General features: G+C 57.9%; 16 protein-coding genes. 5 read left to right on the top strand and 11 right to left on the bottom strand.

The features are described from left to right. Both AC0KVQ_RS05685 and wrbA read right to left on the bottom strand, forming a co-directional pair. Window positions 1–384 (bottom strand): DUF2069 domain-containing protein, encoded by a 384-nt coding sequence (locus tag AC0KVQ_RS05685; RefSeq protein ID WP_473420174.1) that lies wholly within the window; start codon window positions 382–384, stop codon window positions 1–3. Continuing rightward, on the bottom strand, window positions 381–980 hold the full coding sequence (wrbA, locus tag AC0KVQ_RS05680; protein ID WP_473420173.1) for an NAD(P)H:quinone oxidoreductase: 600 nt from the start codon (window positions 978–980) through the stop codon (window positions 381–383). Before wrbA ends, AC0KVQ_RS05685 begins: the two co-directional genes overlap by 4 nt. Window positions 981–1,053: 73 nt before the next feature. On the opposite strand from wrbA, the gene AC0KVQ_RS05675 reads away from it, so the two are divergent. Then, a complete protein-coding gene (locus AC0KVQ_RS05675) occupies window positions 1,054–2,310 on the top strand; it encodes a YihY family inner membrane protein (RefSeq protein WP_473420172.1) in 1,257 nt (418 codons plus the stop codon). On the opposite strand, the gene aroB is transcribed toward AC0KVQ_RS05675, so the two are convergent. From aroB to AC0KVQ_RS05640, 7 genes are read right to left on the bottom strand one after another with little or no spacing between them, the layout of a single operon-like run. After that, window positions 2,250–3,335: a 3-dehydroquinate synthase gene (gene aroB, locus AC0KVQ_RS05670; RefSeq protein ID WP_473420171.1), complete on the bottom strand. Its 1,086-nt coding sequence runs from the start codon at window positions 3,333–3,335 to the stop codon at window positions 2,250–2,252. The two genes, AC0KVQ_RS05675 and aroB, sit on opposite strands and share 61 nt — an antisense overlap. Beyond that, a complete protein-coding gene (locus AC0KVQ_RS05665; RefSeq protein ID WP_473420170.1) occupies window positions 3,316–3,864 on the bottom strand; it encodes a shikimate kinase in 549 nt (182 codons plus the stop codon). Before AC0KVQ_RS05665 ends, aroB begins: the two co-directional genes overlap by 20 nt. A 36-nt stretch (window positions 3,865–3,900) precedes the next feature. Then, complete coding sequence (locus AC0KVQ_RS05660; RefSeq protein ID WP_473420169.1) at window positions 3,901–5,895, bottom strand: type IV pilus secretin PilQ; 1,995 nt, start codon at window positions 5,893–5,895, stop codon at window positions 3,901–3,903. Next, window positions 5,892–6,455 (bottom strand): pilus assembly protein PilP, encoded by a 564-nt coding sequence (locus AC0KVQ_RS05655; protein WP_473420168.1) that lies wholly within the window; start codon window positions 6,453–6,455, stop codon window positions 5,892–5,894. The genes AC0KVQ_RS05660 and AC0KVQ_RS05655 overlap by 4 nt, the downstream gene beginning before the upstream one ends. A 5-nt stretch (window positions 6,456–6,460) precedes the next feature. Then, the gene (locus AC0KVQ_RS05650; RefSeq protein ID WP_473420167.1) at window positions 6,461–7,090 is read right to left on the bottom strand and encodes a type IV pilus inner membrane component PilO; all 630 of its coding nucleotides are present in this window, start codon (window positions 7,088–7,090) and stop codon (window positions 6,461–6,463) included. After that, entirely contained in the window at window positions 7,087–7,677 is a 591-nt protein-coding gene (locus AC0KVQ_RS05645; protein ID WP_473420166.1) for a PilN domain-containing protein, read from the bottom strand. Before AC0KVQ_RS05645 ends, AC0KVQ_RS05650 begins: the two co-directional genes overlap by 4 nt. After that, window positions 7,674–8,747, bottom strand: coding sequence for a pilus assembly protein PilM (locus AC0KVQ_RS05640; protein WP_473420165.1), 1,074 nt, complete (start codon window positions 8,745–8,747; stop codon window positions 7,674–7,676). Before AC0KVQ_RS05640 ends, AC0KVQ_RS05645 begins: the two co-directional genes overlap by 4 nt. Before the next feature lie 176 nt (window positions 8,748–8,923). Here AC0KVQ_RS05640 and AC0KVQ_RS05635 point away from each other — a divergent pair, with 176 nt between their 5' ends. The 4 genes from AC0KVQ_RS05635 to AC0KVQ_RS05620 all read left to right on the top strand — a co-directional run bounded on the left by AC0KVQ_RS05635 (window position 8,924) and on the right by AC0KVQ_RS05620 (window position 14,081). Then, window positions 8,924–11,221: a penicillin-binding protein 1A gene (locus AC0KVQ_RS05635; protein WP_473420164.1), complete on the top strand. Its 2,298-nt coding sequence runs from the start codon at window positions 8,924–8,926 to the stop codon at window positions 11,219–11,221. A 44-nt stretch (window positions 11,222–11,265) separates the two neighbouring features. Further along, a complete protein-coding gene (locus tag AC0KVQ_RS05630; protein ID WP_473420163.1) occupies window positions 11,266–11,886 on the top strand; it encodes a hypothetical protein in 621 nt (206 codons plus the stop codon). Window positions 11,887–11,952: 66 nt separating this feature from the next. Further along, window positions 11,953–12,693, top strand: coding sequence for a flagellar brake protein (locus tag AC0KVQ_RS05625; RefSeq protein ID WP_473420162.1), 741 nt, complete (start codon window positions 11,953–11,955; stop codon window positions 12,691–12,693). Beyond that, window positions 12,690–14,081 (top strand): NAD(P)H-hydrate dehydratase, encoded by a 1,392-nt coding sequence (locus tag AC0KVQ_RS05620; protein ID WP_473420161.1) that lies wholly within the window; start codon window positions 12,690–12,692, stop codon window positions 14,079–14,081. Before AC0KVQ_RS05625 ends, AC0KVQ_RS05620 begins: the two co-directional genes overlap by 4 nt. Before the next feature lie 13 nt (window positions 14,082–14,094). Here the strand turns inward: AC0KVQ_RS05620 and AC0KVQ_RS05615 are convergent, their stop codons facing one another. Both AC0KVQ_RS05615 and AC0KVQ_RS05610 read right to left on the bottom strand, forming a co-directional pair. Continuing rightward, window positions 14,095–15,333 carry a TIGR03862 family flavoprotein gene (locus AC0KVQ_RS05615; RefSeq protein ID WP_473420160.1) on the bottom strand — a complete coding sequence of 413 codons (1,239 nt, stop codon included), beginning with the start codon at window positions 15,331–15,333 and terminating at the stop codon, window positions 14,095–14,097. A gap of 27 nt (window positions 15,334–15,360) precedes the next feature. Next, on the bottom strand, window positions 15,361–16,248 hold the full coding sequence (locus AC0KVQ_RS05610; RefSeq protein ID WP_473420159.1) for a DMT family transporter: 888 nt from the start codon (window positions 16,246–16,248) through the stop codon (window positions 15,361–15,363). Between the last annotated feature and the right edge of the window lie 40 nt (window positions 16,249–16,288).

The following is a 16,288-nucleotide window of genomic DNA, read 5'->3' as shown; positions in this document are numbered from 1 at the left end:
TCAGGTGGATATCTTGCCCGCTGCATCACGCGGCGGGCGGGTCTGCCTGGCATACAACGCAACACAGACAAAACAGCCAACACTCAACAGAAATTCGACTACAGCGAACCAGCGCGAAGGTTCCGGATCGCTCAGCATGCGCATCACGCCTTCGGCCAGCCAGGGCAGAATGAACAGGCTGGTCCATTGCGCCGTATAGCGTCGCCCATGCAGCAAGCCACGCAAGGGTAACAATAACGGCAGCGCCTTCAGCACCAAAAACGATCCGCCCGGGCGCAACGGTGCCCACCATAGCTCCCAGCCGATACAGAGCACGATCAACGCCAGCAAGCAAAGAATGGCGCCGATCTGGCAGGCACGTACCCTCCTGGCCGCCGGGCTCATGCGGATCTCGCCAGCTTCAGTGCCACTTCTGCCAGACGCTTGCCTTGGGCCAGGCACAGCTGGCGCTCGGCGTCGCTGATCGGCCTGTTGGAATCCGGCCCGGCCACATGGCTGCTGCCATACGGCGTTCCGCCCGTGGTGGTGGAAAGCTGTGCCGTTTCCGAATAGGGCACGCCGAGCAGCAGCATGCCGTGATGCAGCAAGGGCAGCATCATGCTGAGCAAGGTGGTCTCATTGCCGCCATGCATGGCGCTGGAGCTGGTGAAGACCGAGGCCGGCTTGCCGATCAGGGTGCCCTTGAGCCAATCGGCACTGGTGCTGTCCCAGAAATACTTCATCGGTGCCGCCATATTGCCAAAACGGGTGGGACTACCCAATGCCAGACCGGCACATTCCTGCAGATCAGCCAGCTCGACATAGGGAGCACCTTGGGCCGGAATATCCGGCTCAGTCGCCTCGCACACCGTGGACACGCGTGGAACGGTACGCACACGCGCGGTCGCGCCTGGTACGGAATCGATGCCGCGCGCGATAAGTTGCGCCATCTGACGCGTGGCGCCATGCACGCTGTAATACAACACCAGGATTTCGACCATACGATTTCTCCTTTGAGGCATGCACGGGACGGGTACGTTATGATTGCAGCATTGATCCGGTCTGAAACTTACCATGCCCATCCCGTTCATTTCTGTTGATTTCTGGCGCCGCGTTGCCGGATTTTCCCATTTCGTCGTCCAGCGCCTGATCGCCGGGCGCTGTCTGCAAACGGCGGGCAGCCTGACCTATACCACCCTGCTGGCGATCGTGCCGCTGTTCACCATTGCCCTGACCCTGTTTGCTGCATTCCCGATGTTCAGCAGTTACAGCAGCAAGTTCAAGTCGTTCATCCTGACCAATCTGGTTCCTGATGCATCCGGCAAGGTCATCGGCGTCTACATGCATCAGTTTTCCGACAATGCCGAGCGTCTTACCGCGCTGGGCATGGTCGGCCTGGTGGCCACCGCACTGCTGCTGATGTTCACCATCGAAAAAACCCTCAACCAGATCTGGGGAGCGCCGCGCGCGCGCAATCTGCTCTCGCGTACCCTGATTTATTGGGCCTCGCTCACCCTGGGGCCGTTGCTGATCGGGTTGAGCATTTCACTGGCGTCCTGGCTATCGGGCGAGTTACCCGGTGCCCTGCCGGGCGAGGGACTCTATCTGCTGCAACTGGGTCCCTGGTTGCTGGTATTCCTGAGCCTGGCGATGATCTATCTGGCCATCCCCAATTGCTATGTGCCGCGCAGCCACGCGCTGATTGCTGCTTTCTGTACCGCCAGTGCGCTGAACCTGATGAAATGGCTGTTCGGGCTGTATATCAAGCAATTCGGCACCTTCAAGCTGGTCTATGGCGCCTTTGCCAGCTTTCCGATCTTTCTGCTCTGGCTCTATGTCAGCTGGGTCATCGTCCTGGCCGGCGCCATGCTGTCGGCCAGTCTTTCCTACTGGCGCAACGATGCCTGGAGCTGGCAGCGCAAACAGGGCAGCCGTTTCGAGCAGGCCTTGCTGATCCTGCTGGCCCTGGCACAGGCACAGCGCGATGGCGTTGTGCTGCATATCAACACGCTGCGCCGCAAAGCATCTCTGGGACTCGACGTCACCAATCAGCTGCTGGAAACCATGGCACGCAGGCAATGGGTCGATGCCAGTCGCGATGGCAAATGGCTACTGGCGATCGATCTGAACCTGATCCGTCTGCTGGATGTATTCGAGCTGGTGCAGACCCCGCTGTGGTGCGCGCAGGAGCAGGCGCTGGAGCCGCACATGGCACGCTTGCGCCAAGGACTGGACATGACGCTGGCCGACTATGCGAAACAGCGGCAGCCTCAGTCGCAGCCGGCAACCAGTGCCTTGCTGACCACCCCGGTCGACAGCTCCCCGACATAGGATTCGCCGAGCCTGCGCATCAGGATATAGCGGATGCGCCCGGCATCGACCTTTTTGTCGCCCGCCATCAAATCAAGATAATGCGCAACTCCGCCAAGCGCCGGGGCCCGCACCGGCAAACCGGCACGCGTCAGCAATGTCGTGATGCGCTCGATGTCAGCATCACCCAGTTGCCCGAGCTCACGCGAAGCCAGCGCCGCCAGCACCATCCCGGCCGCGACGGCCTCACCGTGCAGCCAGACCCCATAACCCATGCCAGCTTCGATGGCATGACCGAAGGTATGCCCCAGATTAAGCAGTTCACGCACACCTGCGGTCTCACGCTCATCCTGGGCAACAATGCGCGCCTTGTTCTGGCAGCACCGCTCCACCGCATAAGCCAGCGCATCCGGATCGCGCACCATCATGCGATCGATATTGGCCTCCAGCCATTCGAAAAACGGCAAATCATCGATCAGGCCATATTTGATGATTTCAGCCATGCCGGCTGAAAATTCGCGCGCGGGCAAAGTATCAAGCGTAGCCAGATCGGCCAGCACCAGTTTGGGCTGATAGAACGCTCCGATCATATTCTTGCCCAGCGGGTGATTGATCGCGGTTTTACCACCGACAGAGGAGTCAACCTGCGCTAGGAGCGTGGTAGGAATCTGGATGAAGGGTGCGCCACGCTGATACACCGCCGCCGCAAATCCGGTCATGTCGCCAATCACGCCACCCCCCAAGGCAATCAGGGTGGTCTTGCGTTCGCACCTTGCCGCCAGCAGGGCATCAAAAATCTGGTTCAGGGTTTCCCAAGTCTTGAACTGTTCACCATCAGGCAAGACGATACTGTGGCATTGCACACCGGCCGCTTCCAGCACACTTTGCAGACTTTCCAGATACAAGGGGGCAATCGTCTCGTTGCTGACGATGGCGACCTTCTTTTGCGGCAGCAAAGGCAGGATCAGCTCGACACGCGTCAGCAGCCCGCGGCCGATATGAATTTCGTAGGGCGCATGGGCCAGATCAAGTGGGACGGTTCGCACTGAAATGATTCTCCAGCTCGCGCTGCAAGCGGTTGAGCAATTGATGAACAGACTGGCGGCTGGTATCGATCACCAGATCCGCCACTTCACGGTAAAGCGGATCACGCGCTTCGAACAGCTCCTGCAACCGTGCTTTTGGATCAGCCGTCTGCAACAGCGGCCGATTCTTGTCGTGGCAGGTGCGCTGATACAGGTCATCGACATTGGCACGCAGATAGATCACAAATCCATTGCGTTTGAGCGCTTCGCGATTGGCCGGATTGAGAATTGCCCCACCACCGGTGGCCAGTACGATATCGTGCAGCGCCGCCAGTTCGGCGATGATTTCAACTTCGCGTGCGCGAAAACCCGCCTCGCCCTCGATCTCGAAGATGATCGGAACCCGCACCCCGGTTCTGGCTTCGATTTCATGATCGGAATCCAGAAACTGTTTGCCCGTCAGCCGGGCCAGCGCCCGTCCTACCGTAGTTTTGCCAGCCCCCATGAGGCCGACCAGAAAAAAATTGCCTGGCATTTTCATGCCAGGCATTGTAGCGGAAAGCCTGCAAGGAGGCGATTGCGCGCCTTACTTCAAGCTCAGCTCACTAGACATTAGCTTGGGCGAAATAAAGATCAGCATCTCGCGCTTTTCATCCAGCTTGGAATCGTGTCGGAACAAGGCGCCCAACAACGGAATGTCCCCCAGCAGCGGGATCTTGTCACGCGTATCCTGCAAGGTCTGCACATAGATACCGCCAATCACCACCGTGCCGCCATTCTCGACCAGTACCCTGGTCTGAATCTGCTTGGTGTCAATCGCTGGTCCAGCGGATGTTTCATCGCCGCGACTATCCTTGTTGATCTTCAGATCCATGATCACATTGCCATCCGGCGTAATCTGCGGCGTCACTTTGAGGGACAGGGTAGCCTTCTTGAAGGAGATGGTGGTAGCGCCGTTGGGCGCGGTTTCGGTGTAGGGAATTTCCTCACCATCCTCGATCGTTGCCTCGACCCGGTCAGCGGTAATCAGGCGCGGGCTGGAAATGATCTTGCCCTTGCCGTCCGATTGCAGTGCGGAAAGCTCCAGATCAATCACACTACCAAAAACCGAGCCAAATATTGCATTGAACGCCCCGGCAGAGAAGCTACTTGATGCTTGTGCAGGCAGGTTCGCTTCAGCAGTATAGCTATTGGTATTTCCGGTTCGACTCACAGACAGCTTGGCACCCAACTCACGACTAAATGAATCCGTGGCTTCAACAATCCGCGCCTCGATCATGACCTGGCGCGATGGGATATCGGTCTTGGCAATCAGATCACGAATTTCTTCCAGCTTGGTCGGCACGTCGTTGATGATCAGGGTATTGGTCAACGGATCCATCACTGCACTGCCACGCTTGGAAAGCAGCTTGTTCTTGTCATCCTTGAGGATTTTTTCAAAATCTTGCGCCTTGTGATACTTCAGGCGGAACATTTCCTGGCGGGTCGGCACCAGCTCCTCAATCTGTTTCTGGGTTTCCAGCTCCTGCTTTTCCTTGGCGGACAATTCATCGCGCGGTGCAATCCACACCACATTGCCGGTCTTGCGTTGATCCAGTCCCTTGGCCTGGAGGATGATGTCCATCGCCTGATCCCAGGGCACATCCTTCAGGCGCAAGGTCAGCGAACCACCCACGGTATCACTGGTGATGATGTTCATGCCGGTAAACTCAGCCAGCACCTGCAACACGGTTCGCACTTCGACATTCTGGAAATTGAGCGAAAGCTTGTCGCCCTTGTAGGTTTTCTGGCTAGCGAGCTTTTTCGATTCGTCCGCAGCTTCGCGTACTTCGATGGTGAAGCGGTTTTCAGTCTGGTAAGCAGAATATTCCCAGTTACCACGCGGTTCAATCACCAGCCGCGCCAGATCAGCCTGGGCATACGCATCGATTTTTTGTACCAGCGTGCCGAAATCCGTGACATCAAGTCGACGCTCCAGCTTCTTGGGCAATGCCGCCTTGGCAAAATCGACCACCAGATTCTTGCCTTGCTGGCGAATATCGATACCGACATTCGGGCTGGTCAGATCCACCACGATCTTGCCTTCACCGTTATTGCCACGGCGGAAATCGATATCGCGAATTCCCTGGGCTTTTTCGGTCGGCTGGGCATCGGAGAAATGCGTGCTGCGGCTCGCGGACATGTCTGTCGTGGCGCCATCGACCGTAATCAGCACACTTTGCCCTTCAGCCTTGGCCGCATAGACAGCCATCTTCTGCAAATTGAGTACGACCCGCGTACGACCTGCACCTTCGGCGATATTGATCTGCCGCAGCACATTGCCATTGATCGGCAGCGTGCTTTTACCCGATTCATTGGTCGAGTTGGCAAAATCGAAAGCAATGCGTGGCGGAGTATTGATCGAAAAGCTGGCAGGGCTCGGTGCCGTCCCGTTGAAATTCACTTTCACGACCTGTTTTTCAGCCGAGATGTTGCTGACTTCGATACCGGTAATCCCAACCGGATCCTGCGCCCAGCTCAGCGGCGCGACCACGGCCAAAGCAAGGCACCCGAGCCATGTCATGACTTTGCTGTATTTCATCGTTTCTGCTCCGCTTTTTGCCCAACTTCTTCGAGGTTGAGTGTTGTTTCGCGCTCTACCCAGTCACCGCCACTTTCTTCGACGATTTCCTTGAGCCGGATACCCGTTTCCGTAATGCCTGTAACCATGCCGAAGTTCTGGCCCATGTAACTGCCAAGTTTCACGCGGTACAGATTGCCATCCGGGGCATTGACCAAGGCCTGGATATTCTTGCCCTGCTGCAGGATACCCACCATGCGCAACCGCTCCAGATCATAGGTTTCAAGCGGTTCCTTGGGCCGATTCATATTGGGTGCCAACGCACCGCCACCTTTCTTGGAAAATTCCATTTTGGCCGGACGGAACGGATCAGCCAGCTCCTGTGCCGCATAAGCAAACGGCTCATATGTCTTCACTTCCGGCAAAGGCTCAACCTTGCCTTGCAGACCTTCGCTGTTCTGGCGCATCCACTCTTTCAGGTCACTATTCTCGTCGCCAAAGCAACCGCCCAAACCCAGCAATATCAGGGGAATACCAAGCCAGCGCTTCATCATGTCGATCTCACTTTGCATAGTACCCATTGGCGTTATTTCTTCTTTTTCCGGGCATTGGCTTCAGCCTGCCTGATTGCCTGCAGTTCGGCTTCATCCAGTACACGGTAGGTTTTGATCGTGGCCTCCATGATCAGTTGGCCATCCTTGGCTGGAGCCAGATGAATATCGCCCAGGGTAACAATGCGGGAAAGCTGTGCCACATCGCTGACAAACGATGCGAGATCATGATAATTGCCGGTGACCTTGATGCTGATCGGCTGTTCGACAAATTCGCTGGTCTTGACTTCAGCACCAGGCTTGAACAGTTCGAACATCAAGCCGCGTCCCACACCGGCCTGGTTGATTTCCGTCAGCAGCGTTTCCATTTCGGATTTATTCGGCAACTGCTTGAGCATGGCGCCGAATGCCTGCTCGATTTCCAGCAACTGTTGCCGGTATGCCTCAAGATTGACTGCTTTCTTCTTTTTCTCGAGGAATTGCTGTTTCAGTTGCTCCTCTTTGGCTCTGCCGGCTTCGAGTTCATCGAACTGATCACTCCAGACATAGAAATAACCACCGGCCATCACCAATGCAAACACCAGCGACATGCAGACAAACTGCACGGACAACGGCCAGTTTCCTGCATCCTTGGCATCCAGACGCCGCAGTTCATCTAAAGTCATTTGGTCACCCTCGGCTTGGCAACAGGCTCGGCCGCACTGGCATCCACGGCACGCGTAATGCGAGTACGCAAATTGAATTCAGCAAGACGCAAATTCCCGACATTGGCTGCCTTGACCTCGACCAGCAGAGGCTGCTCGAAAACATGGGAATCATTGATATTGCGCATATAGGTCGACACCCGGGCATTGGACTGGGCATACCCAAGCAGCGTGATCTGGTCAGCGGTCTGCTTGAAGTCTTTCAGATAAACACCTTCAGGGGTCTGACGCACCAATTGGTCAAGCACATGTACCGCTTCGGTACGGTTGGATTGCAGACGTTCGACAATCTTCTTGCGATCAAGCAGTGCCTGCTTTTCACTCTTGAGCTTTTCGATTTCGGCAATTTCCTTGTCCAGCTTGGCATTTTCCGCCATCAGGAAATCATTGCGGGAATTCTGGGTATCGATCTTGGCAGACAGCACGGTGAAGCCAACGATGGTTACGCCAACAGCAGCCACAAAGGCAAATGCCAGCAACGACAGAAAACGACGCTGCCGTGCGCGTCGTTTTTCTTCCCGGTGTGGCAGCAGATTAATCCGGATCATACTGGGTCAAACCTCCGCATTGCGAGGCCGCAGGCAATCAGGAGGGACGGGGCATCGAGCTGGATCTGCTTGCCTCGCACCTTGCCGGTGGACATGCTGAAAAAGGGATTGGCGCGCATCGTGCTTGCAATCTGGGTTCTGCTCGACACCGCCTCGTCCAGGCCATGAATGACGCTGCAACCGCCCGCCAGCAGGACATGATCCACCTTGTTGTAATTGCTGGAGGTATAGAAAAATTGCAGTGAACGGGCAACTTCCATGGCCAGCGTATCCATGAACGGTTGCAGCACATCCGATTCGTAGTTTTCCGGCAAGCCGCCCTGGCATTTGGCCTGGTCGGCATCCTCGTACGACATATTGTATTTACGCTGGATTTCCTGAGTCAGCTGATTGCCGGCGTAGGCCTGATCGCGGCTGTAGATTGATTGGCCATCCTTGAAGATATTCATGTGCATCGCGGTCGCGCCAATATCGACCACGGCTACTATCTGGCCCTCACCGTTGTTGGGCAATTGCGGGCGCATGAGTTCAAATGCGGCCTGCGTGGCATAGGATTCGACATCAACCACCACGGCCTTGAGCCCGGCCGCTTCAACTGCAGCCACACGCTCTTCAACCTTTTCCTTTTTCGCGGCGGCGATCAGGACATCGTTTTCTTCCGGAGAATTGGGATTGACCCCCAGCACCTGAAAATCGAGATTGACTTCATCCAGCGGGAATGGAATGTACTGATTGGCTTCTGTTTCGACCTGGTCTTCCAGTTCGCGCTCGCTCATGGAAGCTGGCGCCAGAATTTTTTTGGTGATGACGGAGGCTGCAGGCAGGGCGATGGCAACGTGCTTGACTCGTGTACCCAGCTGCTGCCATGCTCGACGCATGGTTTCGGCAACAACTTCGAGATTTGCCAGATTGCCATCTGCCACGGCATCCTTGGGCAGAGGCTGGATCACATAACGCTCAAGGCTGTAGTTTTGTCCGGCTTGGCTCAACTCGACCATCTTAACGGCGGAAGCACTGATGTCAACGCCAATCAAGGGGGTGGCCTTGGGCTTCAGGAAATCGAGATTCAACACTGGATTCCTTTTAAAATTAGATAAATAGGCCGCCTTCTTCCCAGCTTTCGTAAAGATCCTAGCAGCGTGGATCGACCCTGTAAAGGAAACGTAGATGGGCCACGTTATTTTTGCAACAGGGCAGGCTTTCAGGCAAATGGCACATTCATGACCGAATCGGATAATTGGTAATCATGGGCAAACGTTTTTTTCTGATCATATTTGGCGCAATCGGAGGATTGGCATTAATTGCTGTCGGCCTGATTTTCCTGGCCGTCATCCTGACTTATCCCAAATTGCCCTCTCTGGAAGCGCTGACTGATTATCGCCCCAAAATTCCATTGCGGGTTTATACCGCGGATAAAGTATTGATTGGCGAATTTGGCGAGGAAAAACGCTCTTTTACACCGATTGGCGAAACACCGCAGGTATTGAAGAATGCCTTGCTGGCAGCCGAGGATGAGCGCTTCTACCGGCACGGTGGCGTTGACTACATTGGTGTTGTACGCGCCATGATCAGCAACGTGCTATCCGGCCGCTCCATGTCTGGCGCCAGCACCATTACCATGCAGGTAGCGCGCAATTTTTATCTTTCGAATGAAAAAACCTTTACCCGGAAATTCAACGAGGCTTTGCTTTCATTCAAGATTGAACACAATCTGACCAAAGATCAAATCCTCGAGCTTTATATCAACCAGATTTATTTGGGGCAGCGCGCCTATGGTTTTGCTGCAGCGGCACAGACTTATTTCGGCAAGAATCTGTCATCGATCAGTATCGCCGAAGCCGCCATGCTGGCGGGCCTGCCCAAAGCACCATCCTCCTATAACCCGGTGGTCAATCCCAAACGCGCCAAATTGCGCCAGCTTTATGTATTGCGCCGCATGAATGAACTGGGATTCATTACCCAGGAAGAGCATGAAGTGGCGAAAAATGCGCCGCTCACGGTTCGGCAAGGCGGGCAGGGCTTTGCGGTACATGCCGAATATGTCGCCGAAATGGCCCGCCAGATGATGGCTGAACGCTACAAGGACGACGTGTATACCCTTGGTTACCGGGTTTACACCACAATCGACAGCAAGCAGCAGGAAGCAGCCTATCAGGCGCTGCGGCAAGGCTTGCTCGACTACGACCAGCGTCATGGCTATCGCGGTGCGGAAGCTTTTCTGGATGGCACATTGCTGCAAAACGAGGAAGAGCTGGATGATGCCCTGGCCGACTTCAAAGATGCCGAGGAAATCCGGACTGCCGTCATTCTCGAGATCAACAGCAAATCCGTACGAGCCTATATTCGCGGGCAGGGTGCCGTAGCCATTGAAGGCGATGGCCTGCGGCTTGCGCGGCCACTGCTTTCGGCCAAGGCACCGCCGGCTGCGAAGTTGCGTCCGGGCGCCGTGATCCGCCTGCGTCAGACCGACAAGGGCTGGGCAATCACGCAGTTGCCGGAAGTCGAGGGCGCCATCGTCTCGCTGGATTCGCAGAATGGGGCCATCAAGGCGCTGGTTGGGGGGTTCGATTTCAATCGCAGCGTCTTCAATCATGTCACCCAAGCCTGGCGACAGCCCGGTTCCAGCTTCAAACCTTTCATTTACTCGGCTGCGCTTGAACGCGGCATCACGCCGGCCACCCTGATCAACGATGCGCCGCTGGTGATCAACCCCGACCAACTGGGCGGCCAGACTTGGGAACCCAAGAACTATGACGGCAAATTCGCCGGCATGATGCCCGTACGCAACGCCCTGACCCTGTCCAAGAACCTGGTCTCGATCCGCATTCTGCAGGCAATCTCGCCTGAATACGCCCAGCAGCACATCACCCGCTTTGGTTTCAGCCCGAAAAATCATCCGGCCTATCTGACCATGGCGCTGGGCGCCGGCTCGGTGACGCCACTGCAAATGGCCGAGGGCTACGCCGTATTTGCCAATACCGGCTATCGCATTCACTCGCATTACGTGAGCATGATCGAAGACCGCAGCGGACGCATCCTGGCCAAGATGGAGCCGGAAATTGCCGGCGAAAATGCCCCGCGGACACTGGATGCTCGCAACGCCTATGTCATGACCAACATGATGAGCGACGTGGTGCGATTCGGTACCGCCGCCAAGGCACGCAGCCTGGGTCGCAACGATCTGGCCGGTAAGACCGGCACCACCAACGATGCCAATGACGCCTGGTTTGCCGGTTTCCAGCCCAACCTGGTTTCAGTGGTCTGGATCGGTTTCGATCAACCCAAGTCGCTGGGCAACAATGAAACCGGCGGTGCGGCCGCCCTGCCGGTGTGGATCAACTACATGGCCAAGGCGCTGAAGGATGTACCCGAAGTCAGCTATCCGGTACCGGAAGGTATCGTGGTGCAAACCCTGCAAACCGACAAAGGGCCTCGCGACGAATATTTCTACCAGGAATTCACGCAGACCAATCCGGCGCTCGGGTTCGGCAACAGCACGGATGCACCGGCGCCGCTGGATGAAATCAAGAATTTGCTGTTCTGACAGAAATTGTCAGGATGGTGCGGAAAGATCAAGGGAGAAACACCGTGAGCCGACCGGCAATTGACCGCTCATCGGCAAGCCTGCGCGCTGACATCGCGAGCCGGGCGGCACGCATGATCGCTGAAGGTCATGTTCACGATTTCGCCCAGGCCAAGCGCAAGGCGGCGCGGCAGCTGGGGATCACCGATGGGCGATCGCTGCCATCCAACCAGGAAATCAGTGATGCCCTGACCGAATACCGCGCCGTATATCAACCGGATTATCCTGGCCTGTTGGCGGATTACCGTCGCAAAGCCATCTATCTGATGCGTTTTTTTGCCAACTACCGCCCCTATCTGACAGGATCGGTTCTGAATGGCAGCGCCGGCCCGCACTCCAACATCAACCTGCTGCTCTACCATGATGATCCCAAGACCCTGGAAATCTTCCTGATCGATCGCAAGATCGACTATCAGTACAAGGAAAGTGCCGGTGTGCCCCATGTTCCAGGGTACCCGACGCTGTCATTCTGGTACGACGATACGCCGGTACTGCTGCATGTGCGTCCGCTGGCAGCTGAACGCAATGGCAGCCACCGCGAAGAACGCGCCAGCCTCGTGGAAATGGAAAAGATGCTGGATGACGCGGGACCGGACATGGCCGCCGGCCATGGCGGCAAAGACTGAATTGGCACCCCCTGCCCGCCATGCTATGTATAAGTAATCCCACCCCCGCAACAGGCCTGCCCCAGCATGTCCGACTATAACTCGCTAGCACCGTTAACGCCGGACGATCAGGCCCACTATCTGATACAGGATCCACTGCAACTGCAGCACCTGCTGGTGCAGCTCGCCAAACATCCGAAAATCGTCTGCCTCTACCCGCCCCGACGGCGCGAGCCCTTTGCGCTCAGCGCCTTGCTCGAAGTCGGTACGGATCATCTGATTTTCGATGCGAGTCCGGATCCCCAGACCCAGGCGCTGTTGCTGGCGGCACCAACCATGATTTGCGTAAGCAGCCTGGCGCGAGTGCATATCCAGTTCGAGGTGCTGCAGCCCCTGGCCGTTCTGCATGACGGTCGCCCGGCCATTCGCACGCAACGGCCCGATCATGTCTATTACATGCAACGCAGGGATTACTACCGTCTGCCGGTGCCGGCACATGAATCGGTACATTGCCACATTGCCCAATCCAGCCAGCTCATCGAAGCCGAGGTCGCCGATATCAGCCTGGGCGGCATCAGCCTGATCGGGCCGCTGCCAGGGTTGAATCTGCAGCCCGGTATGCGGCTGGAAGGTTGCCATCTGCATTTGCCGCCCGAAATCATCGTCCCGGTTGATCTGCTCGTATGCACCTCGCGTGATCTTGGTACACGAGGCGGGCGCCGCAACCTACGCATCGGCTGTCGCTTCGCGCAACTGAACGGCGCCGCGCAAACGCAGCTGCAACGCTTTATCAATCGACTGGATCGCGCCAGGATCACATTGTCATGAACACCTGTTTCCCATCCCTGGCCGAGTTGCGCCAGGTCGAAACCCGGGCGCTCGCGCAAGGTTTGCCGCTGATGGAGCAGGCCGGACACGCTGCGGCCGAATTGATCCTGAATGACTCGCGCGCACCCGTACGCATCACGGTGCTGGTCGGCCCCGGTAACAACGGTGGCGATGGTCTGGTCTGTGCACGTGAACTCGAAAAGGCGGGCCTGGATGTCACCGTATGCAGGATCGGCGAAAGCGTGGATTTTTCGCGGGCCGATCTGATTGTCGATGCACTGTTCGGCATTGGGTTGGCGCGCGACCTGGAAGGTGATGCCGCCGCACTGGTCAACGCGGTCAACAACAGCGGCAAACCGGTTCTGGCCATCGACACCCCCAGCGGGTTCGACCCTTATCGGGGTTGCGTGCGCGGCTGCGCCATCCGCGCCGAAAAAACCCTGACTTTCATTGCCGACAAACCCGGTCTGCATACCGGTGCCGGCCGCAATTGCGCCGGCGAAGTCTTGCTGGAAACGCTGGGGCTGAATGTGCCGCGCCAACTGCTGCAGGGCGAATTGCTCCGGCATGCACCGGCTTGCCTGGGCAAGTTGCAGCGCCGGGCCGATACCCACAAGGGACAATTTGGCACATTGGCCATTGTCGGCGGGGCCTCGGGCATGCTGGGCGCCCCGCTCCTTGCCGGCCGGGCCGCGCTCAAGCTGGGCGCGGGAAAGGTCAGAATCGGCTTTCTGGCCGATGCGTATCCGGCGCTTGATCTGCAACAGCCGGAATTGATGCTGCACCCAGCCGATGCCGTGCTGGCCATGTCCGACAGCACACACTACCTGGCCGGCCCCGGTTTCGGCACGGATGAAAAAGCACGGGCGCAGCTGCCCAACTTGCTGGAATTGCCACACCCCTTGCTGCTGGATGCCGATGCACTGAATCTGGTCGCGGCCGACCCGGCACTGCAAACCCTGCTGCGGACACGCACCGAACCCGCCCTGCTCACGCCCCACCCGGCAGAAGCCGCACGCCTGTTGCAATGCCCCACCAGCGCAGTCCAATCCGACCGGGTGAATGCGGCACTGACACTGGCGCGCGAATTCAATTGCATCGTCTTGCTCAAAGGCGCGGGGTCGGTATGCAGCGATGGAGTGCACTGGAGCATCAATGCCACCGGCAATGCGGCATTAAGCAATGCCGGTCAGGGCGATGCGCTCGCCGGCATGGCCATTGCACTGCTTGCGCAGGGATTGAATGGCCTGGAAGCGCAGCAGTGCGCTGCCTGGCTGCATGGCAAGGCGGCCGACAACTGGCGCGCAGCCCATCCGGCCGGCATCGGCCTGACCGCCAGCGAAGTGATCGACCTTGCGCGCGACGAACTCAATCAGCGTGTGTGCTAGGCGCTGTCATTGATCAGATTCTGGCCAGCCACTGCAATATTCCCTGCGCCGCCACCCGGCCACTGGCCAGGCAGGCGGTCAGCAGATAGCCGCCTGTGGGTGCTTCCCAATCGAGCATTTCACCCGCACAGAATACGCCTGGGCGGCCACGCAGCATCAGATTGCCATCGAGCACATCAAACCTTACCCCGCCCGCACTGCTGATCGCCTCATCCAGCGGACGCGCCGCCAGCAATGGCACAGGCAAGGCCTTGATCGCGGCGGCCAGTTGCTGAGGATCGGCGAATTGTTCCTTGCTGACGAGTTCGCGCAGCAGCCCGGCCTTCACCCCGTCGAGCCCCAGTTTGCGGCGCAGATGATTGGCCATCGAATCGGCACCACGCGGTTTGACCAGTGCTTCGACGACCTGCTGCAGGGTTTTGTCAGGCAACAGATCAAGGATCAGGGTGGTTTGTCCGCAGGCCATGATGTCATCACGCAGCGTGGCCGACAGGGCATAGACCAAGCTGCCTTCGATGCCCTCTTGAGTGATCACGCATTCGCCGCGCCGCAACGCGCCGGCATCGATACCGGCAGCAATGGACTTGAGCGGCGCACCGGCAAAGCGGCTGCGAAAATGCTCGCTCCAGGCCACGTCGAAACCGCAATTGGCCGGCAACAACGGCGCAACGTCGACTCCCTGTGCCTGCAGCAATGGCACCCAGGCTCCATCCGAACCCAACTTGGCCCAACTACCGCCCCCCAGTGCCAGCAACACGGCGCCGGCACGCACCCGAACGTCACCCTCCTGCGTCGCAAAGTGCAAACTGCCATCGGCATCCCAACCCAGCCAGCGGTGCCGCACATGGATGCGTACACCGCGCTGGCGCAAGCGATGCAGCCAGGCGCGCAACAGCGGTGCTGCCTTCATTTCCTTCGGGAATACCCGGCCGGAGCTGCCGACGAAGGTCTCGATCCCCAGGCCATGCACCCAGTCGCAGACGGCCTGCGGGCCGAATTCATCCAGCCACGATCCGATCTCGCCAGCGCGCGCACCATAACGGCCGACAAACGCAGGAAACGCTTCCGAGTGGGTAATGTTGAGCCCGCCCTTGCCCGCCAGCAGAAATTTGCGCCCGACCGAGGGCATGGCATCGTACAAATCCACCGGCACACCCTGCGCCGCCAGGACTTCGGCCGCCATCAGGCCGGCCGGCCCGCCACCGATCACGGCAACATGGACAGAAGAAATCGCTGAATCCGGCGTGTTCATGAAAGCAAATATTCCAAACGCAAAAGGTCAGGCAGGGTGCCGCAAACGGTCATGTACTGCAACCGTTATCCCCGAAGCGGCAATCACCAGCATGCCAAGCAGGGTCAGCCCGGACGGATAATGATCAAACAAAAGCCAGCCCAGCAGGCCCGCCCAGAGCAACTGCAGGTAGGTCACCGGCGCCAGCAGTGAAGCCTGGGCATGGCGATAGGCCAGCGTAAACAGGAAATGCCCGCCCCAACCTGCCAGCCCGAGCACTGCGATCAGCAGAAAATCAAATCCTGCCGGCCACTGATCGGGCCAGAACCAGGGCGTGCCGAGGGAAAAGCAGGCAAAACCCACCAGCGCCATGTAGTAAATCATGACGAGCGTGCGCTCGGTGGTGCCCAGCAGGCGCGACAGCAACTGGTACATCGCCCCGAAAAGCGCGGCCAGCAACGCAAACAGCAGCCCGACCGGATCGAGTCCGCTGCCCGGATGCACCACCAGCAGCACACCAATAAACCCGACCACGGCACAGGCAACGCGCACCTTGCCGGTTTTTTCGCGCAACAACGGCCCTGCCATCATGGTCACCATGATCGGCGCCAGGAACTGCACCGCAGTGACCTCGGCCACCGGCATGCGTTGCAGCGCCAGGCTCACCAGCAAGGTAATCGCGATCAGAATCACCGCACGCAGCACGACCAGCGCAGGCTGGCGCGCCGCCAGCAATTGCCCGCGCTCACGCGGCAGCAACAGCAGCGACATGCAGGCCAGATGCACGCCGTAGCGTATCCAGATCATCAGCGGAATCGAGGTGCGTGTCGTGAGGTATTTGGTGGCAGCATCCATGCAGGCGAACAGCAGCAGGGCTGCGGCACAATAAGCCATGCCGCGCAGCGCATGGCCTGGAGTAGAAACTGGATCAGACATCGTGCACAACAGTGTTTACGGGCGAAGACAACAACATACG

The sequence above is a fragment of the Formivibrio sp. oc-25 genome (assembly GCF_055810895.1).
Note: the sequence above shows the minus strand (reverse complement) of the source record. Positions and strands in the feature narration are given on the sequence as shown.